The following is a 23,882-nucleotide window of genomic DNA, read 5'->3' as shown; positions in this document are numbered from 1 at the left end:
TAAATTACCTGACATAAAAACTGCTTAATATATTGATTATTAAGCGTTAATGTAGTTATATTATATTTAATTAACAAATTTTTTAGTACTTATTTTTATGCAATATGATGCGTTTGCCCTGATAAACACCCATAATCGGGTAAATCAGCGAAAGTTTGTTTCTCTTTGTTTCTATCAAATATATTCATTTTTTCTTACAAATCGTTTTTTTTTGAACAAAGAAAAAATTTTCTAAACAGAAAACCCTTTCGTTTACTCGAATGCCGTAGCCCAGATAGCAGCGGCATCCTTTATGTTCTTTCTTTAAGAACATAAAGATAGAGCGTATAGCTGGATAAAGCTCCTGAAAACCGTCCTCATAAATGCTAAAATCTCATCTCCAACCTTTGGTTACTGCTTATAAGGTGAGTTAAAATGTCATATTGTCAGACCGTTTTCCGCCAAAAACACCATAAACTGACAATTTACTCGGTTTTTTGTCTTGGCACAATCCTTGACTTATCGGTTTCAAGATGTTAAAATAAGTATTCAATAAAAATTAAATAGAATAAAAATGGGTAAAATAATCGGAATTGATTTAGGTACGACAAACTCTTGTGTTTCTGTAATGGAAGGTAATGAAGCAGTTGTTATTCCTAATGCAGAAGGAAAAAGAACAACGCCATCTATCATCGCTTTTGTAGAAGGTGGAGAAATTAAAGTAGGGGATCCTGCGAAAAGACAAGCAGTAACTAATCCAACTAAGACTATTGCTTCTATCAAACGTTTTATGGGACAAGGTTTTGGTGAGGTTACGGCTGAAGCAAAAAGAGTTTCCTACAAAATTGTAAAGGGTGACAACAATACGCCACGTGTGGATATTGATGGTCGTTTGTACTCTGCACAAGAATTGTCAGCAATGACACTTCAAAAAATGAAAAAAACTGCGGAAGACTATTTAGGTCAAACGGTAACTGAAGCGGTTATTACTGTTCCTGCTTACTTCAACGATGCACAACGTCAAGCTACGAAAGAAGCTGGTGAAATTGCTGGTTTGAAAGTAATGCGTATCATCAATGAGCCTACTGCTGCGGCATTGGCTTACGGATTGGACAAAAAAGGAACGGATCAAAAAATTGCTGTTTACGATTTAGGTGGAGGTACATTTGATATTTCTGTTTTGGAATTAGGAGACGGAGTTTTTGAAGTATTGTCTACTAATGGTGATACGCACCTTGGTGGAGATGATTTTGACCACAAAATTATTGACTGGTTGGCTGACGAATTCAAAACTGAAGAAGGTATTGATTTGCGTTTAGACCCAATGTCATTGCAACGTTTGAAAGAAGCTGCTGAAAAAGCAAAAATTGAATTGTCATCTTCTGCTGAAACTGAAATCAACTTGCCATACGTTACAGCTACTGCTTCAGGACCAAAACACTTAGTGAAAAAATTGTCTAGAGCTAAATTTGAGCAATTGACGGATTCATTAGTAAAACGTTCTATGGCTCCAGTGGCTAGAGCGTTGAAAGATGCTGGTTTATCTGTTTCTGATATTGACGAAGTGATCTTGGTAGGAGGTTCTACTCGTATGCCAAGAATTGCTGATGAGGTGGAAAAATTCTTTGGTAAAAAAGCGTCTAAAGGAGTTAACCCTGATGAGGTTGTTGCTATTGGTGCAGCTATTCAAGGTGGCGTTCTTTCTGGAGATGTAAAAGATGTATTGTTACTTGACGTTACCCCTTTATCTTTAGGTATCGAAACTATGGGTGGAGTTATGACTACATTAATTGAGTCTAATACTACTATTCCAACAAAAAAATCACAAGTTTTCTCAACTGCTGCAGATTCTCAACCAACTGTTGAACTACACGTTCTTCAAGGTGCTAGAGCCATGGCTGCGGATAACAAAACTATTGGTCGTTTCAACTTGGATGGTATTCCACCAGCACCAAGAGGTGTTCCACAAATTGAAGTAACTTTTGATATTGATGCTAATGGTATCATCAAAGTTTCGGCAACTGACAAAGGAACTGGAAAATCGCATGATATTCGTATCGAAGCTTCTTCTGGATTGACTTCTGAAGAAATCGAAAGAATGAAACAAGATGCCGAAGCTAACGCAGAATCTGACAAAGTTTTAAGAGCAAAAGCAGAAAAAATCAATGAGGCTGACTCTATGATTTTCCAAACGGAAACGCAATTGAAAGAACTTGGAGCTAAATTAGCTGATGATCATAAAGTTGCTGTAGAATATGCTTTGACTGAATTGAGAATGGCGCACCAATCTCAAGATGTTCCTGCTATTCAAACGGCGTTGGACAACATCAATGCAGCTTGGAAAACAGCTACTGAAGCTATGTACGCTCAAGGCGAACAAGGGCAACAAGCAGCTCCACAACAAGAGCAAGCACAAGGAGACAACGTAGAAGACGTTGAATTCGAAGAAGTAAAATAGGGCGGAGCGTTAAAAAACAGTTGAGTGAACTGTTTTAGCGAACGAGCCAGGAGATGCATTGGCCTTCGAATCGCTTATCTCGATTTTTATCGGGATCTTTTGAAAAGCATAAATAATAAAAACCGAGTCAGCAATGGCTCGGTTTTTTTTGTTTAACTAATAAAAGCATTTTCCCAATAATTTATACTATTTCATAAACACAGTACACACAAAATTAATCCTTAAATCCTTGAATATAAGATTGATTCGTGGGTTTACTTTATTTTTTTACCAAACATAGTAAGTATTACAATAACGTGTGGAAATGTAATGGAAGCCAAAAAGGAAAAAAATAAAGCATAAAATGTTTTTTGATTTCTAAAAATAAGATACAATGCCGCAATGCCTGCAAGAGATACCATCCAGTAGACAAATGCTGATCGAAAGTATACTCTAAAGGTAGCCCATGTTACCTCTTGGTATAGAAATTTAATTTGATCCATCATAGAAGGAATACTGTGCCAAAAAATAAAATACAACGCAAAAGCCCATATAAGACTGGAAACTTTGAATAGAAGAGCAAATATGAGGAGATAGAATAGTTCCGTAAGGATAGGACTTTTGAAGTTTTTTAACACATAGTTATAATACAAGCAACTTCCCGCAAATGTAATTATCAAAAATTTTAAAATAGCTGAAAAATAAACAATTGGTATGGTAACGGCAGTTATGGCAACTATTATTTTCTGGACTTCTAGGTCGTGAAATACAAATATTAAAAATAAAAGTAAAACCCCATATTGGATTTCAAATAGCAATTTTATCCATTTGTTTTCACTATCTAGCTTTTTGTTCCAATGTTGCTCTCCAAAATGGTAACCACTAACAAGAACAAATAACACCAATGCAAACCACGGAATAGTATAGAATAAAAGGGCTCCAAATAGTACTACAAGAATGTAATAAAGCAATATATAATAGGAATGAATAGAATTACTTTGGGCGTTTACTTTTTTTATTAATAGTAAATCATTTGCACCATGCAGAATTCCAAAACTGAAAACGAGTATAAAACCAACCCAAGTTTGTGCCGTTTCGGTCAATGAAGAGTCCAACCAAAGCCCAAAAAAGCTTGCTACAATTGCGAAATTCGAATATTTTGCCATTCCATTTTATTTTTGTTTAAAAATACTTAAAAATTATTAAACAAAACGTATTGTTTTTGTTTAATGTTTTTATACATTTGGTTAAACAATTTATTAATCACAACCAAATCTTTTATTATTATGACAAATTTACTTTTCATTCCATCATTGGTGACTAAAATGTTACCTACTGATTATGTCGGTTTTACTTTTTTTGTAGGATGTATGGCCATGATGGCTGCATCAGCTTTTTTCTTTTTATCATTAAATCAATTTGATAAAAAATGGCGTACCTCTGTATTGGTTTCTGGATTAATTACTTTTATTGCTGCAGTTCATTATTTTTACATGAAAGAATACTGGGCAGTAATTGGGGAATCTCCAACTTTTTTTCGTTATGTAGATTGGATTCTAACCGTTCCATTAATGTGTGTTGAATTTTATTTAATACTTAAAGTTGCAGGAGCAAAATCTGATTTGTTATGGAAAATGATTGGACTTTCTATTGTGATGCTTGTTACAGGGTATCTAGGCGAAACTGTTTATGCTGATAATGCCGCATTATGGGGTGGTATTTCTGGATTAGCATACTTTGTAATTGTTTACGAAATATGGTTTGGTAATGCCTCTAAACTAGCTGCAACAGCAGGAGGAGATGTCCTTGCAGCTCACAAAATTTTGTGTTGGTTTGTTCTTGTAGGTTGGGCAATTTATCCTTTAGGGTACATGTTGGGAACTGACGGCTGGTATACTAGTATACTAGGAAAAGGTAGTGTAGATGTAGCCTACAATATTGCCGATGCGATTAACAAAATTGGTTTTGGTTTAGTAATTTACTCTTTGGCAGTAAAATCTCAAAAAGACTAATAGTACAATTTTAGTCTACTTTAAACCGAGTCAGCAATGGCTCGGTTTTTTTATGCTTTTATTTTTTGTGTTTTAAATTTAGATTTTCCCCATTTATAAGGGCATCAATAGGGCTAATTTACATTGCCATTTCGATAGGTTTCCGAAGTATATTTGACGGTATTTGGCAATGATAATTTGGTGTCTGAATTGAAAATTATTATCCATTTCATAATTCCAATTGCCATCTCTAAAAATGGTTTCGAAATTAAAAACATTTCCCACGAGCATTTTATAATCTGCAACCAAATCTTGCTGTTGTTTGGATTGCAAAATCGGCTTGATTTCGGTATCGTAGAAAGCCATTGCTGTTTCATTTACCGCCAATCCTTTCTCGATCCAATGTTGCTCTAATGAATCTTCTTCATATTTGAAAAAATCCGTAATCAGTTTGTCCGAAAACCAATCGGGTAACTTGACATTGGGCTGAACAGTATTCAAATCTGGTTGCAATTGCGAGTTGGGAATTACCGACGAATTGAATAGATACCAGACCGAATCTACAATCAAATAAATGAGTTTCCTAGTTTTTAGTTTGGCAAGCCACGTTCTATACCGCACGGGACTTTTGGGAAATAATCCAGGGTCAATAACCATTTTGCGTACTTTATTCCCAATGCGTACTTGAAGTATTGGCGCAACGTGATAGCCCCAATCTATTTTTCCATTAGGGGAAATATTTTTTTTATCGGCAAACGAGATTAATTTACTGCTAGATGTAGAATAAACCACCGGTGCAAACGCCCAAATTTTGGCACATTGATAGCCTTTAGATGCTAATAACATACTGATATAATGCGAAATATTATGACAATTGGCCTGTTGGTATCCAAAAGGAATTCCAGATTGCATAATTTCGGCAAATAAATCGTTCGCTGTATTTAGATCTATAACAGATGCTTTTCTTGGCGTTAAAAGTGGATGCTTTTTGATGGTGTTGGTATTAGATATTTTAATGTGATGTTTGTTACTGTTGACAACAAATTTATGTAAACTATTGACGGTCAAACTATAACAATGTGATCAATTGTTGTAAAATTTTAATGTTATTGGTATTCTGTTTTTTAAATTAAAATCAAACTAACGGTATCACATCCACCTCAACCTTTACTTTATGTTCTCCAGAACTAAAAATAATCCCTTTTAGCGGCGAAACATCGGCAAAATCTCTTCCGTAAGCCGTTACAATGTGCCGTTGTTGCGGAATCATATTGTTAGTTGGGTCAAATTCGCACCAGCCCATTTCTGGAATATAAACTGAAATCCACGCATGAGAAGCATCGGAACCCTCTAGTTTTATTTTCCCTTTTGGCGGTAGTGTTTCGATATAACCACTCACATATTTTGCTGGAATTCCAACGCTTCGCAAACTCGCAATCGCCAAATGAGAGAAATCTTGGCAAACTCCTTTTCGTTCTTTAAGTACCGTTTTTAGTGGCGTATTGACATTGGTTGCACCCGATTTGAATTGAAATTCAGTGTATATTTTTTTTATTAAATCTAAAATAGCTTCAAAAAGTGACACATCTGGAATGAGACAGGTTTTGGCAAAAGCTTCAATTTCTTCGTCCCAAGTGATGTATTGACTGGGCAATTGGTATTGCAAAACCTCAATTTTGAGTGCAAGATTGGTCTTAAATTTTTGTCTGGCTTCCTCGCAGGTTATCGGATTCAAGGGTTGTACCAGATTATGGAGTACTTCGACCTCGCTAGAAACGGTAACCTTTAGTGATTTATGCGATTCGTGCAGCGAAAAATAATGTTGAATGTTTCCAAAATAATCGGTACGAGAATATATTTTAGACGGTTTTGGCTCAATCTCTAATTTGAAATTGATGCATATTTGTTTGGCAGAATTTCGGGGTTGCAGGCACAAAATACTTTGGTAATTGTGCACCTCGTTTACGTAGGTATAAAGCGTTTTGTGTTTTAATTTATATTTCATCAGAATCGCTATTTTCAAGGGTTTCTAAAACAGAATGTTGCATCACAGAATGGTTGAAATACAAACGCGATAAATTGTTGGAAACAGTGCAAATCAGTTCAAAAACGCTAGAAAGAGTTTGATCTAATTCAGGACGAAATTGTGTTGCTGCATCGACTTGTATTAGATTATCTGCATCAATTAGTTTAATGATGGTGCTGGCCTCCAAAGCTGATTTTTCGGCAATAGTCAATCGGTGTGGCTCATTGGTTTTGGGCAATTTAGAAAGATAATACGAAAGTGTATCCAATAAATAAGTAAGCGTATAGGGTAGGTTTTTTTCTAAAAATACCATATTGATAACGGCTTTCAAACTCAAATGCGATTTGTAAATATTGCGATATTGTGCCAATAAATGGTGGTTTTCCAGAATAGCTTCCATCAAAACGGCTTCTTCTTCCACCATTTTTTTGAAATTGAATGTGGAACGAAATACCGATAATAAAGATAAAATACGCTCTATGTTTTTTCCTGCTTCCAATAAATAAAAGCCATTGTCTCGCGGCAAAGTTTCATAAATATTGCCATAAAAAGAAAACAAACGAATGTGCAATTTATCCAAAGCGTGGTTAACATAATTGATATTATCAGTATCGGTTTTTTTGAGTGTGTACAGGCTGTCTTCGACCAAATTAATGATGCGTCGGGTGTCGTGATTCCATTTTTCGCTCACCTGATTAATGGTATTGAGCAACGATTGTAAATTATAGACTACCGAGCCTGCTTTTTTAGGGTCATTAATCAAAAGCAGTAATTCTGCAATGGGGTCTTCAAAAATGGCTTCGTTATCAAATTCTTCCCCGTCTTTAGCTTCTTTCCCCACGAATCCTGGGTAAGTTTGGGTAAGATGTGTTAATGATTTTAATAAAACGACCAAAAATTCTGGCTGTTTATTGCCATGTTTGGTCACGTTTTCGTTCAATCTATTCAAGATTATTTTTAGAAAACTACGCAACGCCATCGTTCTTTCGCACAAGCGGCCTACCCAAAATAAGTTTTCGGCATTGCGGCTCGTCAAGGAATTATTGAGTTGGTTGTTAGTGTTTTTTCGTTCTACCGATTTTTCTTGATGTGTTGTAGGGCTATTCGTTATGATCCAAGTGTCTTTAGAAATTCCGCCTAATTGGTTCGAAATTTCAAACTTGTCTTTCACGGCAGAACTTCTAGTTAAACCGCCTTGCATTACTGTATATCCATCGCCATCAGCAATCAAAAAAGCACGTATGGCGGCATATCTTGGTTCAATTGATCCATTGATAAACGCAGGAGTTGTCGATAAACTTACTTCTTCTTGCGCCACATAATCTTTGGGACTTTTGAGAATTAAATGCTTTAAATCGGTCAGTTGTTCAATGGACAATAAGCGTCCGTAAATGGATCTAAAACCTTGTTTTCGGTTGGTTTTTTTGATAATTAATTTGGGTAAATTAGCCAAAACAAAATTCAATTCTTTGGTTTGTCCACACCACCAAGTCGCCACCGAACTAATTAAAAGCGGTTCGTTGAGTAAAAATTTACAGGCATTTTGCATAAAAGCCATCAAGCCATAATTTTCTAAAACGCTCGTTCCCGGAGGATTTACTACGGCAACATTTCCCAACCGAATTACTTGCAAAAGTCCCGGAATTCCTAGCAAAGAAGCTCTTCGCAATTCCAGCGGATCACACCATTCATCATCCAATCGTTTGATAATGACATCTACGCGTTCGAGTTGGTCAATCGATTTTAGCCAAACAAATCCATCTCGAACTAATAAATCGTTCCCTTGAACCAAAGTATATCCCAAATAGGACGAAAGGTAAACGTGCTCAAAATAAGTTTCGTTTCCTGGCCCAGGCGTTAGGAAAACTACATTTGGATTTTCGTTATTGTTGTTTCCTAATGTGTCAACGGTTTGTTGTAATTGATTAAAATAGGGAGAAAGTCGTTTTCTATAGGTTTTTTCGTTTAATTCTGGAAAAACCTTACTCATTACAATTCTATTCTCAAGAGCATATCCAGCACCAGAAGGAGCTTGGGTTCTATTGTCTAACAGCCACATTTTTCCGTCTGGCCCACGGGCTAAATCAACGGCATAATTTAATAATTGCGTATCTAGTTTTTGTCGAATATCAAAACACGGCAAGAGAAAACCTGAATTGTCAAAAACCAATTCGGCAGGAATAATAGCGTTTTTAATCAAAGTTTGATCGCCATAAAAATCTTTTAAAATCAAATCCAATAAATGCGCTCTTTGCTGTAATCCTTTTTCGATAGATAACCATTCCGATTCGTGGATTAGAAACGGAATAGGATCTAGTTTCCAAGCCCGATTCGACTCTTTATTAGAATCATACACATTATAAGTAACTCCGTTTTCCTTTAATTTTTTTACAATTTCTTGATTACGCAATTCCAATTCTTCAATTCCAATGGATTCTAAAGTATCAAAAAGTCCTTGCCAATAGGGTTTTACCTGACCGTTTTGGTCGAGTACTTCGTCATACGAATTGATTTTTTCTTTGTAGGTTTGGAGTAGTCCCAATGAAATATCTTGAATCATTTGTTAATTTGGAATGAATTATTTTATAGCCTTGCAAAATACTAGTTTTAAATGGGAATGGCAATGTTATTATTCAAAATAATCTGTGTTAATCATGAAATCTGTGGCAAGAAACTTTTACTTTTTCGCCACCCAAAAATGCCTTAAATCCAGTGTGTTTGGGTATTCGGGATTGACTAATTCTATGGGTGTATCGGGTTTTAGATTGGTTTTGTTTTGAGCCACAAATCTCGAAACCGTAGGTGTATCAATTACAGGTGCAGTTTTTTCAGAAATAGCGGATGGCGTGTGACCAAAATCCCAAAAACGACTAATTTTTCTCGATTCGGCTTCGTAACTATTGACAGGTACTGTTTCATAACTTCGACCGCCGGGATGCGAAACAAAATAGGTACAACCGCCAATAGATTTATTGTTCCAAGTATCTACAATATCGAAAACCAAGGGAACATCAACGCCAATATTAGGATGCAAAGCCGATGGCGGATTCCAAGCTTTATAACGGATTCCTGCTACATATTCGCCTTTGGTTCCCGTACTTCTTAACGGAATTCTACAGCCTTTACACAATAAAATATGACGGTCTGGAATGATTCCCGAAATTTTAACTTGCAATCTTTCTAAAGACGAATCTACAAAACGTGCTGTTCCATTACTGGATAATTCCTCGCCCAAAACGTGCCAAGGTTCTATTCCCAAACGGATTTCCAACTGAATATTATCTACCGTAATTCCTCCGTGATGCGGGAATCTGAATTCGAAAAAGGGATCAAACCACGAAATGTGAAAATCATAACCCACTTCTTTCAAATCATTAACGACATCAATCATATCCAAATAAGCAAAATGGGGTAACAAGAACTTATCGTGCAATTCTGTTCCCCAACGGACTAATTTTTTTTCATACGGGTTTTTCCAAAACTTCGCTACCAAAGAACGAACCAATAGGTTTTGAACCAAATTCATGTGTTTGTGTGGAGGCATATCAAAAGCGCGTAATTCCAGTATTCCCAAACGTCCGGTTGGCGAATCTGGAGAATACAATTTGTCGATGCAAAATTCAGTTCGATGCGTATTTCCTGTAATATCGGTCAGTAAGTTTCTAAAAATTCGATCCACCATCCAAAAAGGAACTTCTTCGTCTTTCGGAATTTGTTCAAAAGCAATTTCCATTTCATACAAGCGTTCGTCACGACCTTCGTCAATACGTGGCGCTTGACTTGTTGGCCCAATAAAAGGCCCTGCAAAAAGGTAGCTCAAAACAGGATGATGTTGCCAATAGGTAATCAAACTTCGCAATAAATCAGGTCTTCGCAATAGCGGACTGTCTTCTGGTTTTGCTGCGCCAAGGGTAACGTGATTTCCGCCACCAGTTCCAGTGTGACGGCCATCGACCATAAATTTATCAGTTCCCAAACGCGAAAGAAAAGCTTCTTCGTACAAAGCGGTGGTGTTGTCTACAATTTCCTGCCACGATTTCGCTGGATGTACATTGACTTCGATAACCCCAGGATCGGGTGTTACCATCATTTTTTCGATGCGGTAGTCGGTTTTGGGTTGGTAGCCTTCTATTCGAACAGGTATTTGTAATTTCTCGGCAGTGGCTTCAACTGAAGTAATTAGGTCTAAATACGTTTCTAAATAGTCCGTTGGCGGAAGGAAAACATAAATAATACCGTCCCGTTCTTCTACACACATTGCCGTCGAAAAAGTTTCTACTTCAAATAATAAAGATTCCTTTTCTTCCGTTTCCTCTTCCGATTTTGGAGCAACATTCGCTTTGTAAGTTGGCGAAGCACTACCGTATCGCTCTTTAACAGATTGGTAATAATCTCCCAAAGGGGGTAATTCTTCAAATAAACTTCTAGAAACGGGTTGCTCTCTTTTGTTTTTAGAAACTTCGGGCAACGATTCCAAAGGCAAACGCAAGCCAATAGGGGAGTTGCCGGGAATCAAATAACATTGTCCTCTTCGGAATTCCCAAACACAGCTGACCCAGTTTTGGGTTTCGTGAATCCATTTTAAAGGCAACACAAAACCAGATGGATTGTTCAAACCTTTTTCTAATAATTTTGCTAAAGTATGGCGCTGAATAGAATCTTTTAGATTGACAGCCAGCGGATCCAGATTTACAGGTAGTTTTCCTTCTTCCAAAGCCCAATAAATAGGGTCTTCATAAGTAGGATTTATATTTTTAATATCGATGCCCAAGTATTTTGTCAGTTCAATGGCAAAACGTTCGGCATCGTGAAAAGTAAATTTTTTACCGTCTTCTTTAGCAATTAAAGTGTCATTTTTCCAAAGTGGGAAACCGTCTTTTCTCCAGTACAAAGCATATTGCCAGCGTGGCATTAACTCGCCGGGATACCATTTTCCCTGACCAAAATGAAGCAATCCGCCGTGCGCAAAACGACCTTTTAATCGCAATGCCAAATCGTAAGCCAGTTTGCGTTTCAAAGGCCCATCGGCAGTAGAATTCCACTCGGGAGATTCGAAATCGTCTATGGAAACAAAAGTGGGTTCGCCGCCCATTGTCAAACGGACATCGCCTTCGATTAAGTCTTTTTCGACAACATTACCCACTTCCATAATGGCTGACCATTGCTGTTCTGTGTAGGGTTTGGTCACTCTTGGATCTTCGTGAATGCGGGTTACGGTGTTGTCAAATTCAAAATTCACTTGGCAAATTTCGCTCGCACCAGTTACGGGAGCGGCACTTTCGTAATCGGGCGTGCAACATAGCGGAATATGTCCTTCGCCAGCAAAAAGTCCTGAAGTAGGATCGAGTCCAACCCATCCCGCTCCGGGTAAATAGACTTCGACCCAAGCGTGTAAATCGGTAAAATCATTTTCGGGACCAGATGAGCCGTCAAGCGAATTTACGTCCGAAGTTAATTGCACCAAATAACCCGAAACAAATCGGGCTGCCAAGCCAATACTGCGCAAACATTGAACCAATAGCCACGCAAAATCACGGCAGGAACCGCTTTGTATTTGCAATGTTTCTTCACAAGTTTGAACCCCAACTTCGAGACGAATATTGTAACTTAAAGTTTGAAATACCAATTGATTGGTAAAAACCAAAAAATCAACGGTGATTAAGTCTTTTTTCTCGGCTAGTTTTGCCACGAAAGCATCAAATAGCATTCCTCGTTCATTTTGTCTTACTTCAAGATACGGAATCAACTCTTTATGCAACTTATTGTCGTAGAGAAAAGGAAAATTTTCGGCATATTCTTCAATAAAAAAATCAAACGGATTGATGACTTCCAGTTTGGCGATAACTTCTACTTCAACCCGCAATTCGGTTGTCTTTTCGTTAAAAACGACTCTTGCTTGATAGTTCCCAAAAGGATCCTGCTGCCAATTGATAAAATGATTTTCGGGATAGATTTTGAAGGAATAGCCTTCAATAGCCGTTCGGGAATGTGCGGCAGGTCTTAATCTGAAAATGTGTGGAAATAGTTTTACACTTCGATCAAATGTATAGGCTGTTTTGTGTGAAATGGCTATTTTTATGGACATAAGGAAGTATTTTTTAGAATAGTATTTGAAAACTACAAATATTGAAAAAAAATCACTATTTATCGAATTTATATGATAATAACAGCCCTGTTTTGATTGCGAATACTTTGAAATTGGTAATTTTAGGTAATTAAAATAAGAATAATGCAAATAGAATTAAAAACCTTGAAAAAGAATCTAGTTGCTAACGATACAAAGATTTTAGCTATGTAAAGGAAGCTTTAAAAAACAACAACAATTTTTTTGTAATTGCTTTTTTGGGAAAGTGTTACTGTATTTTTTCCAATTCTAATTTTAGTTGATTGGATTCTTTTTTGAGTTGCTCTATTTCATTTTTAATAGAATCAGTAGTATTTTTCAACAAATCAAGTTGCTCTTTTTTTTCTGTGGCAGTTCGCAACAACTTAAAATCGGCTGCATTAGTAAGCATTTTTTCAGCTGCATCTAAATTGATTTGGGAGTTAGCCAATGTTTTTTCAATTTCCAAAAGTCTCGAACTATCGCTTTGTTTTTTATCGGCAATTACTTTTTCAGCTGCTACTTTTTCTTGCATAGCAGCCTGTATTTTTTGATCTTCAGCTTCTTTTTGTTGGAGTTCCAATTGGTAATTTTCGGCTTCTGTTTTGTGGTTTTTGAGTTCTAATTCTCGAGTTCTTTTGTCTTCAATGGTGTTCAAAATAGTGATTCCAATCAATACGATTACTACGCCAAAAGCAATCCAAAAAGTACTTTTGGATAACCCAAGGATTTCCTTTTTCGAGGAATTGTTCGCCACTTTTTGCAATGGAGGCGTTTCTCGAGACATATCAATAGGAGGGGGGATTGCTACAAAAATGGTTTTTAGAGCTTCGATTTCACCAGCTGTTTTCCATTTTTCCAATCCTTCAAACCATACGGGAGTAGTTTGGGTTATTTTTTTGGATTTTAGTTCGTCTATATCAAATGGTCCGCTACTTTCGGTTCCGTTGTGTAGATAGTATTTTTTCATAAAATAAGGGATGCTGTGAGCTGTAAAAGGTCTGTTAAATCGATTTTTTCAAAGCTACAATCATTTTTTGATACTGCAAAATCGATAGCGGTTTCTATGGTAACTTAAATTTAGTTGGGCCGTTCGCTACTTTGTATTCTCAAACAACGTTCGTTGCCTAAATAAAGCGGGTTTCCGTGTTTTTCTGACCAGAATCCATCGAGAAAATCCTTGTTAATACAGCGATAAACCGCTACTCCTTTATAGGTTTTGTTGTCTTCGTTGTAGTTGAAATTAATTACGAGAATACGGTCTTTAAAGAAGCCGTTACCCATTTGCTCCTGCTCATTATTAATAAGCCAATGCGCTATGATGCGGTTGTTTTCGTCCAAGGATAAAGTCAAAATGCCTTTGTAAGTCATTTGATTAGTCTCCTCCTGATTGCTTCCAGAAATGGAATATTTACCTATTAAATCGTGTGTTGTCATTTATTTTCTTACCCAAAAATTAGTATTCGCTGTTTAATGATCTTCAAAATAGTTAATCACTTATTTTATAAAAGTTTAAATTATTTTTATAGGATAACAGTATAGGATGTACTTCTTCCCCCTTTATCCTCTTTCATTACAATTCCTTTTAAAATCAGATCTTGAATATCTCTTAAAGCGGTATCAGGAGAACATTTTGCAATCTTTGCCCATTTTGTTGAGGTTAATTTCCCTTCAAAACCATCTAACATTTTATTAAGAAGTAATTTTTGTCTTTCGTTTAGTGGTGTGTTATATAGTTTTTCCCAGAAATTAGCTTTTAATACAACGTGTTCCAAAGTAGTGTTGGTCGCATTTAAGGCAGCTAATACATTTTCGAAAAACCAAAATAACCAATTTGTAATATCCAAGCTCCCTTTCTGTGTTTGTTCTAAAATGGTGTAGTATTCATTCCGTTGTAAAAGAATTTGTGCTGACATACTATAAAATCGTTTTGAGCTGCCATCAGCTTTACACAATTGCATATCGGTAATGGCTCTGGCAATACGACCATTCCCATCATCAAAAGGGTGGAGGGTAATGAACCATAAATGGGCAATTCCTGCTTTTAATAAGGGGTCCAAAGTCTTTTCGTTAGCAAACCAATCTAAAAAATGATTCATTTCTTTCTCTAAATGAATCGCATCTGGAGCTTGAAAATGTACTTTCTCTTTTCCAAATCCTCCAGAAACTACTTGCATGGGACCAGTATCGTCGGTTCTCCATTGGCCTATATTTATTTTATAAATTCCGCTTCTTCCTGTTGGAAATAAACAGTTGTGCCATCCAAATAATCGATCTTTTACTAATGGTTTAGCAAAGTTTTGAGTGGCATCCAGCATCATATCTACGACACCATCAACAGTACTATCAGAGGGAATAAGGCCTGCAATATCCATTCCTAATCGTCTCGCAATAGAGGAGCGTACTTGATCTGTATTTAGAATTTCTCCCTCTATTTTCGAGGATTTTAAAACATCAACTGTCAAGGTGTCTAGCAAAGCTTGTTCCTGCAACGCAAATCCCATAGCTTCCATTTTTCCCATGAGTTTGCCTTGCTTGTTTCTTACCATTCCTATTAGCGACTGCAAAGCGGTTGCATCCCAAGTAAAGGATGGCCAGTTTTCATTTTGATAGCTATATTTCATTATTCTCCGCATTTTTTGCGGTAAATATAATACTTATTCTCCGCTTTCTGTTATATTCTCCGCTTAATTTGCGGAGAATAAGCCGTTTAAATACCACAAATATTTTCCATTATAAAGCAGTTATGGCCTTTTTGTATTTTCCACTAAAAGAGTGTTTTTAGGATTAAATACAAACGATTTTCCAGTAAAGCACGTTTTTAAACAATAATTTTCCAGTAGAAAACACCTTTTTAAAAACAGATTTATAGATACAAAATGTTATTTAAAAAAATGCAATTAGACCTTCGACTTCGTTCGGTGTAGGCTATGAAGTAAACAAAGCTCTTGGGATTATAATAGCCTTATCTTTAGATAGATTAAGTTTACTATGATCCATATCCCAAAATAAGTGTTTGGGAAAAATTGTTGCTATGTTTACTGATTGTTTCACTATGCAAAATTAGTGAATTTAGTGTTATGTGATGCTGAATTATAAAAAATATTATCATCAAACCATTATAGTTCTATTTTGGCAATTAAATTTTTTAGTGTTTAATTGCTCTTTCTTGAAGTGCCAAAACCAATTAAATTATTAACAAAAAACGCTAACCCCTATTGGCTTTTAGTATTTATACTAACTCTTTATATTCAATTACTTATGATATTGTATTGCTATAATTGACCTCCAACACCTTTAAACTTCTCTACAAATGTGGCTATTTTTTGAAAAACGCTTTGCTTTTTTGTTAAATATTGAGGATTTAAAGGACTCATTTTAGGTAAAATCGCATTTAGTTCTGTTCCGTTTTCATTAGCAAACTCACGCTTCAATGATGCTGAAATATATCGTTTAGCTTCGTCTTCATTTAAGTTCTCCTCTGTAATTAATTCCGAAGCCTCTTTTTTCTGTTTATCTTGGGCATATTTGAAGAATGAATCTATAACATTCGCTTTATCTTGAATAGTTTCAAGGTCTGTTTCATTAATAAAATCTACAACTAAACTTTCTTTTGCTCTGTTACCTATACTTGCGCGAATCACTCTTCGGATTTCTTCTATCAAGGTGGCTTTATCTTTATTCTTTTTATTATGATTAAAAATCAATTCAAGAATATAATCAAGGTTTATTTCTTGAGATTTAAGCAAATCTATTTCAAATACAACATCATCCCAATTAATAGTTGATTCTTCTGATGCTGCGCCATTTTTTTCTCGTCTTAACCAATCACGTATATCATTATAGGTAGATCGATAATCTTGAATCATTCTCTCTGGCAACAAGTTTATCTCTTGCATAATAGCTATTTCTTCGTTTGTTACAAAGTAAGCTTCTTTAAATGCTGCAATGGCTTCTGTATCATTTATATCTATTTTTTGAAGTGCTTTGAGATTGGTGAACTCATCGTAATTCTGTAGGATGTTTTCAACTCGCAAGTACTCTCCAAATAGTTTTGAGAACTCTTTTTTATCTTTTTCTGTTATTATTTCATCTGGATTCGAGAACTTTTCGTTTAATTCTTTTACTACATCCACAAAACCTCTGCGTGCTTCTCCTGTAGCAACATCTGTAAATCCATCTAAAAATTCTTTATAGCTTTTTTCGAGTACAACATTTTTAGTGTTCTTGTCTCCAAATAATGTTATGGCATCAACAGTAGCTGTTTCTAAATCTCTAAAAGTAATAATATTTCCAAAGGTTTTTGTCGCATCATAAATACGATTAGTACGTGAAAAAGCTTGCATTAAACCATGATAACGCAAGTTCTTATCTACAAATAAAGTATTAAGTGTTGGCGCATCAAAACCAGTAAGGAACATACCCACTACAATGATAAGGTCAATTTCTTTATTTTTTACACGTTTTGCAAGGTCACGGTAATAGTTTTGGAACTCTTTACTTTCTACCCCAAAACTAGTTTTGAACATGGCATTATAGTCATTTATTGCTGACGTTAAAAATTCTTTGGCACTGCTATCCATAGCAGATGGCTCAAAGTTTTCATCTACTATTTCACCAACTGCACTCTGTTCTTCATTGGCAGCATAGGAGAATATTGTTGCAATTCTTAAAGGCTTTTCATTGTCTTTTTGCTGGTTGTTTAATTCCTCATAATAACATTTAGCAGCATCCACACTACTTACTGCAAACATGGCGTTAAACCCTTTGTTTCCTCCTTGATTTCTGTGTGTTTTTATTCTAAAATTCTTTATAATATATTGTGAAATTTCTTTGATACGTGCTGGATGTAAAAATGCTTTTTTGTTTTCAGCAGCCGTTAACTTTTTCTCATCAATTTCTGTTTCTATACTCTTAAACTGTGCTCGTACATCATTGTAATCTACTTTGAATTTAAGCACTTTTTCATCTCTAATAGCATCTGTTATTACATAAGAATGTAATTCACGACCAAAAACACTTGCTGTTGTTTCTGCACCTAAAGCATTTTCAGGAAAGATTGGGGTACCCGTAAAACCAAATTGATAGAATTTTTTAAACTTTTTATTTAGATTTTTTTGAGCTTCTCCAAATTGAGAACGATGTGCTTCATCAAAAATGAATACCACTTGCTTTTGATAAATAGCTAAATCATTCTCGCTTTTCATTAGATGGTTTAGCTTCTGAATGGTTGTGACAATTATCTTATTGTCCTCTTTTTCAAGATTTCTCTTCAAACCTGCGGTACTATCTGAGCCGTTCACACTATCTGGAGAAAATCTTTGGTATTCTTTCATAGTTTGAAAGTCCAAATCTTTACGGTCTACCACAAAGAAAACTTTATAAATAAAATCCAATTCTGTAGCTAGACGAGCCGCTTTAAAACTCGTTAGTGTCTTACCTGAACCTGTGGTATGCCAAATATAACCACCACTTTGGGCTTTAGACCAATTTTTAGCTTGATAGGAACTTGAAATTTTCCATAGCATTCTTTCTGTTGCTGCAATTTGATAGGGTCTCATGATAAGTAGTGTATCACTTGTATCGAAAACCGAATAGGTGAGCAATACGTTTAACAACGTGCGTTTATCAAAAAAGGTTGTCGTAAAATCTTTCAGGTCTTTGATTAATGTATTATCGGCTTTGGCCCAGTTCATGGTAAAGTCAAAACTGTTTTTATTTCGCTCCACGGTGTTTGCAAAATAACGGCTATCAGTTCCATTTGTGATAACAAAAATCTGTAAGTATTTATATAGCGAGTTACTACTATTAAAACTCTCTTTGGAATAACGATGTAATTGATTAAAAGCTTCACGAATGGCAACGCCTCGTTTTTTTAGTTCTACTTGTACCAATGGTAAGCCATTGACTAGAATTGTAACATCATAGCGATTGGAATTGGTTCCTTTTTGTTGAAATTGTGAGATGACCTGAACCTTATTACGAGCAACATTTTTTTTGTCTACTAAATAAATATTTTGAATATGTCCATCATCAAAAACAAAATCGTAGATGTAATTATCATGAATTTTTCTAGTTTTTTCGACTAAATTATCACTTGGCTTATCTAAATATTCTTCTACAAAACGAAGCCATTCACTGTCTGAAAATTCCATGTAATTCAATGCTTGCAATTGTACTCTCACATTAGCCAACATGGCTTCATTAGTATTTAGATTAGGATTTTCATATCCTTGATTGATTAAATCTTGGATAAATTCTTTCTCAAGAGCTGCCTCAGTTTGATAAACCGCTGGTGGCTCATTTAAAATTGAATGTTTATTGTAATTATCTAAAACAATAAAATTGTTTGATTCTGCTATGGTTTTATACTGTGTCATGTTTATTTGTTATTTGGAATCATTTATTCATTTTCTTCATAATAGTATGAATAATCTATTCCTTTCATATACATTTCTCGGCTTTTAATGTCGGTGGTAAGTGCTGTTTTGAGTAATGAATTTAAAACGCTACTATCTACCGAGCTAATTATCATTGCATTCATATAATTGGTTTTGCTTATTTTGCTCCAATCTACGCATTTTTTTAATTGCTTTTTCAATATCAAGTCTAACCAAATTCGGGTACTTCTGCCGTTACCCTCCATAAATGGATGGGCTTTGTTCATCGCTACATATTTTTCTACAATTTCATCAAAATTGGTTTCAGGCATAGTGTCTATTTGTAGCAAAGTGCTATTTAGATAGTTTGCATACTCAAATCTATAGCCACCTTTGGCAATGTTTTTGGTTCTTATTTGCCCTGCAAAATCATATAACCCGCCAAAAATGTAGGCATGTATTTGTTGTAAGCCTTTGGCTGTGCCTACTTCGATGCTATCTGAAAAACTGGTTTCAAATAAAGCATACGCCTTGGTTTTGCTTTTGCCATCTATGCTTTCTGGGCTATAAGTAAACCAATCTATAAATCGGTTGGCAGTTTTGCTGGGAAATTCTTTTCCTAAGGTTATAATGCCTTCGTAGTCGAGCATATCGGTCAAATAGCGTTTGCCATCATTGGCTACTAATTTCAGTTGGGTAGTGCTACTAACCAACTCACTATTTTCTTTTTTAAGTTTGGCTTTTAGGTATTTCCAATAGTTTCGGTTTTTAGTATAGTCATCTTGGTTTCGCAATACCGCTATAATATCTAATACCGAGAACCGCCATTTGGAATTTTCATCGTCCCAAACGGCTCGCACTTCGCGATCATCAAAAAAACGTATTGAAACCTTAGACATAATGGATCCTTATTAAATGATAACATCAAGACTGTAAAATTTGACCGGTTTGTCTGAACTACTAATGTGCAAAATTTGCACATTGCTTTTTTCTTCTAATTCGCCTTCATTGAAAATATTACCAATATGTTTGGTTATTACGCTTCTATCTCTTTGAAACAGTTCGGCCATTTGCTCTTGATTGAGCCAAACGGTTTCGTTTTCTAAACGGGTTTGGATTTTAGTTGTGCCGTCTTCTGTTTGATAAATGATAATTTCACTTTGCATAACTTCTATTATTGTAAATTATCTTTTGGAAATGTTAATAACAAATCTCTGTAATACTCATATTGTTTTTTTCTTAACGCTATTTCTTTGGGCAAACCTTCGCTGATAGAATTAGTTAAAATGTCAAATTTGTCTAGAATGGAAACAATGCGCTCTTGTTCTTGTAATGATGGGATGGGAATTTTATAAACTTCGAAATCAGATGCTCTAACATGCGGTACGCCACTTCCTTCCTTCATTAAATGAATTTCCCTTTGATTTCTTTTTAAAAAATAAAAAGCAAATTTTGTATTTAAAACTGAACCATTTGGATGAATACTAAAAGCATCTGTTAAAAATAATTCTTCATTCCAATAACTTACCAGTCCAGCATTTGCTCCTGATCTAGAGACAACAATAAATTCACCATTTCTATTAAATTCATTATGAAAACTTATAGGTTCAGCCGCATTAGCAACTACGGGAAATTTGCCAAATACCGACTGCTTTTTTGTAAATGCCACTCCACGTTTAATTTCTCCTACTTCTTCTAAACGTTTCCATTCAACTTTACCTTCATCAAAAGTTAGCAACTTCTCTCTATAATAACTATATTGCGTTTTTCGTGCTGTAAGCTCTGCTGTAAGCTCTGCTGTAAGCTCCATAAATGTATCCAGAATTGCAACTATTTTTTGTTGAATTTCTAATAATTTTTTGGGATTATCTGGGCAGGGAATTGGTATAAGTTTCTTTGTATAATTGCTGATCCATTGTCTTTTGTGGTCGCCATCAACTAATTCACTTGGTAAAGTGTTTAACCAATAGTAAATGTATTTTAATGATGCTTTTGACTCGTCTTTTGATATTATCATTTTCATTGCAGATGATTTCGCTTTAAAATCAAAATCAACCCATTTATTGGCTGTAGTAAAATCATCAAAAATAATAACAGGATTTTCTGATGCTTTATTAATACCATCAGTTTCATCTGTATATCCAAGAATAAACGTTTTTCCAGCTGTCAAAACTGGTGTTTTAAAATTATCACTATAATTTTTTGAATTTACTAAATACCTAGTCGGCTGCTCATAATCTGCATACTCATCTAAAGGTTTCCACTCGACAACTTCGCCGTTTAATAATTTTTCTAGAAAACTCATTTTTTACGACTTTGTTTTTTTGCTGTTTTTTCTAATTCAGCTATGGTTTTTAAATAATCGTTTTCTACGGTACTAAGCGTTTTTACTTTATATTTTTGGTATTCCAGCTTTGCCTTTTGCTCGGCTTGAGCATAAGAAACGCTACCTGCGTTGGTTAGCACTTTACGACCAGTAGAGGTTAGAATGTTATCCAATTCGCGTACATAATCTTGCATGCACATTTCGCGTTCTTCAATGGTGTTTAGTTCTGCTAAATCAAAATAGGCAGCTACTAAATTGTTCAGTATTTTCAGCTCTTTTTCTTCCAAAAAATTCTTTGCAACCATGGCCTCTGCTTGCGTGGGTTGGTCGCCTTTAAAGTTGGTTAACCCTGCAAAAGGTTTATCGCTATCTACCCGTAAAAAAAGAACTTCGCTTGCGGTGTTGCCGTGTGCTGCATAGTGCAATTTGTTTTGAACTATTTTGAAAAACTGTAAACTTTCATCCCTTCTTGGGTCATAATCTGTGGCGGTTGCATATAAATCCAGCACTTGGCGGTACATTACTTTTTCGCTAGAGCGGATGTCTCGAATACGATCTAATAACTCTTTCCAATAGTTGCCACCACCCAAGTTTTTAAGCCGATCATCGTCCATGGTAAAACCTTTAACAATATACTCTTTAAGACGTTGGGTAGCCCATTGACGAAAGCGAGTTGCAATTTTAGAATTGATTCGATACCCCAGCGCAATAATCATATCTAGGTTATAGTAATCTAATTCGCGACTAACCTCTCTATTGCCTTCCGTTTGAACTGTTCGGGTTTTCCGAACAGTTGCTTCAGCGGTAAGCTCCTCGTCTTCATAAATATTTTTAATATGTTCGCTTACAGTTGATTTAGCGGCTTGATATAACTCAACCAGTTGTTTTTGAGTGAGCCACACCGTTTCATTTTCTAATTGCACCGAAAGTTCAGAAAGCCCATCAGCTGCTTTGTAAATAATTACTTCTCTTTTTTCGTCGCTCATGCTTCAATTTCGTTTATAATGGCATCAATGTCTGCACGTAGTTTATTTATTTTTAGTACTGTTTTGGCAACTGCTGCGTTCAATTCAACGATGTTAGTTTTCTCACGGTTGTTTTTCACTTCTACATAAGAACTAACTGATAAATTATAATCGTTCTCCCCAATTTTAGTATTGTCAATAGATTTTGCAACATGTTCTACATCTTCTTTACTATCAAATAAGGCCATTATTTTTTCAATATGCGCATCAGTCATCATATTGTTGTTGGTCACCTTCTTGAAGAAATCTTCGCCACTGGCATCAATAAATTGCGTTGTATTATCTGTCTTGTGTTTTGAAAGTACCAGAATTGTTACTGCTATAGAAGTGCCATAAAACAAATTGGGTGCTACAGAAATGATGGTTTCTACAAAATTGTTATCTACTAGGTACTTTCTGATTTTTTGTTCGGCACCACCGCGATAAAAAATACCAGGAAAACACACTAATGCTGCACGTCCTTTACTGGAAAGATAACTCAATGCGTGCAGTACAAATGCAAAATCGGCTTTTGATTTAGGAGCAAGCACTCCAGCAGGAGCAAAACGGTCATCATTTATAAGTGTTGGGTCATCATCTCCAACCCATTTTACCGAATAAGGTGGGTTTGAAACAATGGCATCAAACGGTTTGTCATCAATAAAGTGAGGATGATGAAGTGTATCGCCTAAAGCTATATTAAACTTGTCGTAGTTGATGTTGTGTAAAAACATATTCATACGAGCCAAGTTATAAGTAGTATGATTTATTTCTTGACCAAAAAATCCTTCTTCAATGATATGTGCATCAAAGTGTTTTTTTGCTTGAAGCAATAAAGAGCCAGAACCTGCCGCAGGATCATAAATTTTGTTTACTTTTTCTTGTTTGTGCATTGCCAATTGCGCAATAAGTTTAGAAACGTGCACAGGAGTAAAAAACTCACCACCCGATTTACCAGCATTGGCTGCATAATTGCCAATAAGAAATTCATAAGCATCGCCAAAAAGGTCTATTTCGTTATCTTCAAAATTACCGAAATTTAGTTCTTCAACACCTTTTAAAACCGATGCTAAACGGCTGTTTTTGCTTTCAACGGTGTTTCCAAGTCGCATACTGGTGGTGTCAAAATCGGCAAATAAGCCTTTTATATCTTCTTCCGATGGATATCCATTTGCGGAACTTTCAATGGATACAAAAATGGCTTTTAAATCTGTATTCAGGTTTGGATTGGTATTGGCAGTATTGACCACGTTTGTAAAAAGTTGGCTTGGTAATATGAAATATCCTTTTGTTTTAATTGCATCATCTTTTATATCACGAGTAATGTCTTTGTCAGGGTAGTTTGCATAGTTTACACTATCATCACCACCTTCAATATATTTTGTGAAATTCTCACTTATAAAGCGATAGAAAAGCGCACCTAATACAAAGTGTTTGAAATCCCACCCATCTACAGAGCCACGCACCTCATTGGCAATTTTCCATATTTTTGCTTGTAATTCTGCTCTTTGTATTGTACTTGTCATTATTTATGTTTTTGTAAATCTTTATATTTAAGTATTCTTTATTGACTTTTTCAACGTGTAATTATTTCTATTTTTAAAGCTTTATACCAATAGTAAAAAGCTTTTATTTT

17 protein-coding genes are annotated in these 23,882 nt (G+C 35.5%); 2 read left to right on the top strand and 15 right to left on the bottom strand.

What is annotated here, in order from left to right:
- Positions 1-553: 553 nt before the first annotated feature.
- Positions 554-2,437 (top strand): molecular chaperone DnaK, encoded by a 1,884-nt coding sequence (dnaK, locus tag FNW21_RS02190; protein WP_144255089.1) that lies wholly within the window; start codon positions 554-556, stop codon positions 2,435-2,437.
- A gap of 254 nt (positions 2,438-2,691) precedes the next feature.
- On the opposite strand, the gene FNW21_RS02185 is transcribed toward dnaK, so the two are convergent.
- Complete coding sequence (locus FNW21_RS02185; RefSeq protein ID WP_144255088.1) at positions 2,692-3,582, bottom strand: Brp/Blh family beta-carotene 15,15'-dioxygenase; 891 nt, start codon at positions 3,580-3,582, stop codon at positions 2,692-2,694.
- A 120-nt stretch (positions 3,583-3,702) separates the two neighbouring features.
- Between FNW21_RS02185 and FNW21_RS02180 the strand changes: the two genes are divergently transcribed.
- Entirely contained in the window at positions 3,703-4,428 is a 726-nt protein-coding gene (locus tag FNW21_RS02180; protein WP_144255087.1) for a bacteriorhodopsin-like, read from the top strand.
- Positions 4,429-4,521: 93 nt separating this feature from the next.
- Here FNW21_RS02180 and FNW21_RS02175 read toward each other — a convergent pair whose 3' ends face one another.
- From FNW21_RS02175 to FNW21_RS02115, 14 genes are all read right to left on the bottom strand, one after another.
- Positions 4,522-5,475 carry a protein-glutamine glutaminase family protein gene (locus tag FNW21_RS02175; RefSeq protein ID WP_221932036.1) on the bottom strand — a complete coding sequence of 318 codons (954 nt, stop codon included), beginning with the start codon at positions 5,473-5,475 and terminating at the stop codon, positions 4,522-4,524.
- Positions 5,476-5,542: 67 nt separating this feature from the next.
- Positions 5,543-6,412, bottom strand: coding sequence for a transglutaminase family protein (locus tag FNW21_RS02170; RefSeq protein WP_144255086.1), 870 nt, complete (start codon positions 6,410-6,412; stop codon positions 5,543-5,545).
- A complete protein-coding gene (locus FNW21_RS02165) occupies positions 6,402-8,993 on the bottom strand; it encodes a circularly permuted type 2 ATP-grasp protein (RefSeq protein ID WP_144255085.1) in 2,592 nt (863 codons plus the stop codon). Before FNW21_RS02165 ends, FNW21_RS02170 begins: the two co-directional genes overlap by 11 nt.
- A 117-nt stretch (positions 8,994-9,110) precedes the next feature.
- Positions 9,111-12,518, bottom strand: a complete 3,408-nt coding sequence (locus FNW21_RS02160; RefSeq protein WP_144255084.1) for a transglutaminase family protein — start codon at positions 12,516-12,518, stop codon at positions 9,111-9,113.
- A 268-nt stretch (positions 12,519-12,786) separates the two neighbouring features.
- Positions 12,787-13,506, bottom strand: a complete 720-nt coding sequence (locus tag FNW21_RS02155) for a DUF4339 domain-containing protein (protein WP_144255083.1) — start codon at positions 13,504-13,506, stop codon at positions 12,787-12,789.
- Between the two features lie 110 nt (positions 13,507-13,616).
- A complete protein-coding gene (locus FNW21_RS02150; RefSeq protein WP_144255082.1) occupies positions 13,617-13,973 on the bottom strand; it encodes a hypothetical protein in 357 nt (118 codons plus the stop codon).
- Between the two features lie 86 nt (positions 13,974-14,059).
- Positions 14,060-15,160, bottom strand: coding sequence for a Fic family protein (locus FNW21_RS02145; RefSeq protein WP_144255081.1), 1,101 nt, complete (start codon positions 15,158-15,160; stop codon positions 14,060-14,062).
- Positions 15,161-15,464: 304 nt separating this feature from the next.
- Positions 15,465-15,590, bottom strand: a complete 126-nt coding sequence (locus tag FNW21_RS16760) for a DUF6922 domain-containing protein (protein WP_394344682.1) — start codon at positions 15,588-15,590, stop codon at positions 15,465-15,467.
- Between the two features lie 221 nt (positions 15,591-15,811).
- On the bottom strand, positions 15,812-18,916 hold the full coding sequence (locus tag FNW21_RS02140; RefSeq protein WP_144255080.1) for a type I restriction endonuclease subunit R: 3,105 nt from the start codon (positions 18,914-18,916) through the stop codon (positions 15,812-15,814).
- Positions 18,917-18,939: 23 nt separating this feature from the next.
- Positions 18,940-19,815 carry a protein adenylyltransferase Fic gene (fic, locus tag FNW21_RS16755; protein ID WP_144255079.1) on the bottom strand — a complete coding sequence of 292 codons (876 nt, stop codon included), beginning with the start codon at positions 19,813-19,815 and terminating at the stop codon, positions 18,940-18,942.
- A 12-nt stretch (positions 19,816-19,827) separates the two neighbouring features.
- Positions 19,828-20,082: a virulence protein gene (locus tag FNW21_RS02130; protein WP_144255078.1), complete on the bottom strand. Its 255-nt coding sequence runs from the start codon at positions 20,080-20,082 to the stop codon at positions 19,828-19,830.
- Between the two features lie 8 nt (positions 20,083-20,090).
- Positions 20,091-21,221, bottom strand: a complete 1,131-nt coding sequence (locus FNW21_RS02125) for a restriction endonuclease subunit S (protein ID WP_144255077.1) — start codon at positions 21,219-21,221, stop codon at positions 20,091-20,093.
- On the bottom strand, positions 21,218-22,228 hold the full coding sequence (locus tag FNW21_RS02120) for a virulence RhuM family protein (RefSeq protein WP_144255076.1): 1,011 nt from the start codon (positions 22,226-22,228) through the stop codon (positions 21,218-21,220). The genes FNW21_RS02125 and FNW21_RS02120 overlap by 4 nt, the downstream gene beginning before the upstream one ends.
- Complete coding sequence (locus FNW21_RS02115) at positions 22,225-23,772, bottom strand: type I restriction-modification system subunit M (protein ID WP_144255075.1); 1,548 nt, start codon at positions 23,770-23,772, stop codon at positions 22,225-22,227. The genes FNW21_RS02120 and FNW21_RS02115 overlap by 4 nt, the downstream gene beginning before the upstream one ends.
- Positions 23,773-23,882 lie beyond the last annotated feature (110 nt).

This window comes from Flavobacterium restrictum (assembly GCF_007097245.1).
Classification (GTDB): Bacteria; Bacteroidota; Bacteroidia; order Flavobacteriales; family Flavobacteriaceae; genus Flavobacterium; species Flavobacterium restrictum.
Note: the sequence above shows the minus strand (reverse complement) of the source record. Positions and strands in the feature narration are given on the sequence as shown.

Excerpts from the sequence above, each read along its gene's own strand:
- FNW21_RS02160 (WP_144255084.1), bottom strand. The coding sequence starts at position 12,518 with ATGTCCATAAAAATAGCCATTTCACACAAAACAGCCTATACATTTGAT.
- FNW21_RS02165 (WP_144255085.1), bottom strand. The coding sequence starts at position 8,993 with ATGATTCAAGATATTTCATTGGGACTACTCCAAACCTACAAAGAAAAA.
- FNW21_RS02140 (WP_144255080.1), bottom strand. The coding sequence starts at position 18,916 with ATGACACAGTATAAAACCATAGCAGAATCAAACAATTTTATTGTTTTA.
- FNW21_RS02145 (WP_144255081.1), bottom strand. The coding sequence starts at position 15,160 with ATGAAATATAGCTATCAAAATGAAAACTGGCCATCCTTTACTTGGGAT.
- FNW21_RS02120 (WP_144255076.1), bottom strand. The coding sequence starts at position 22,228 with ATGAGCGACGAAAAAAGAGAAGTAATTATTTACAAAGCAGCTGATGGG.
- FNW21_RS02115 (WP_144255075.1), bottom strand. The coding sequence starts at position 23,772 with ATGACAAGTACAATACAAAGAGCAGAATTACAAGCAAAAATATGGAAA.
- FNW21_RS02170 (WP_144255086.1), bottom strand. The coding sequence starts at position 6,412 with ATGAAATATAAATTAAAACACAAAACGCTTTATACCTACGTAAACGAG.
- fic (WP_144255079.1), bottom strand. The coding sequence starts at position 19,815 with ATGTCTAAGGTTTCAATACGTTTTTTTGATGATCGCGAAGTGCGAGCC.
- dnaK (WP_144255089.1), top strand. The coding sequence starts at position 554 with ATGGGTAAAATAATCGGAATTGATTTAGGTACGACAAACTCTTGTGTT.
- FNW21_RS02150 (WP_144255082.1), bottom strand. The coding sequence starts at position 13,973 with ATGACAACACACGATTTAATAGGTAAATATTCCATTTCTGGAAGCAAT.
- FNW21_RS02185 (WP_144255088.1), bottom strand. The coding sequence starts at position 3,582 with ATGGCAAAATATTCGAATTTCGCAATTGTAGCAAGCTTTTTTGGGCTT.
- FNW21_RS02130 (WP_144255078.1), bottom strand. The coding sequence starts at position 20,082 with ATGCAAAGTGAAATTATCATTTATCAAACAGAAGACGGCACAACTAAA.
- FNW21_RS02155 (WP_144255083.1), bottom strand. The coding sequence starts at position 13,506 with ATGAAAAAATACTATCTACACAACGGAACCGAAAGTAGCGGACCATTT.
- FNW21_RS02125 (WP_144255077.1), bottom strand. The coding sequence starts at position 21,221 with ATGAGTTTTCTAGAAAAATTATTAAACGGCGAAGTTGTCGAGTGGAAA.
- FNW21_RS02180 (WP_144255087.1), top strand. The coding sequence starts at position 3,703 with ATGACAAATTTACTTTTCATTCCATCATTGGTGACTAAAATGTTACCT.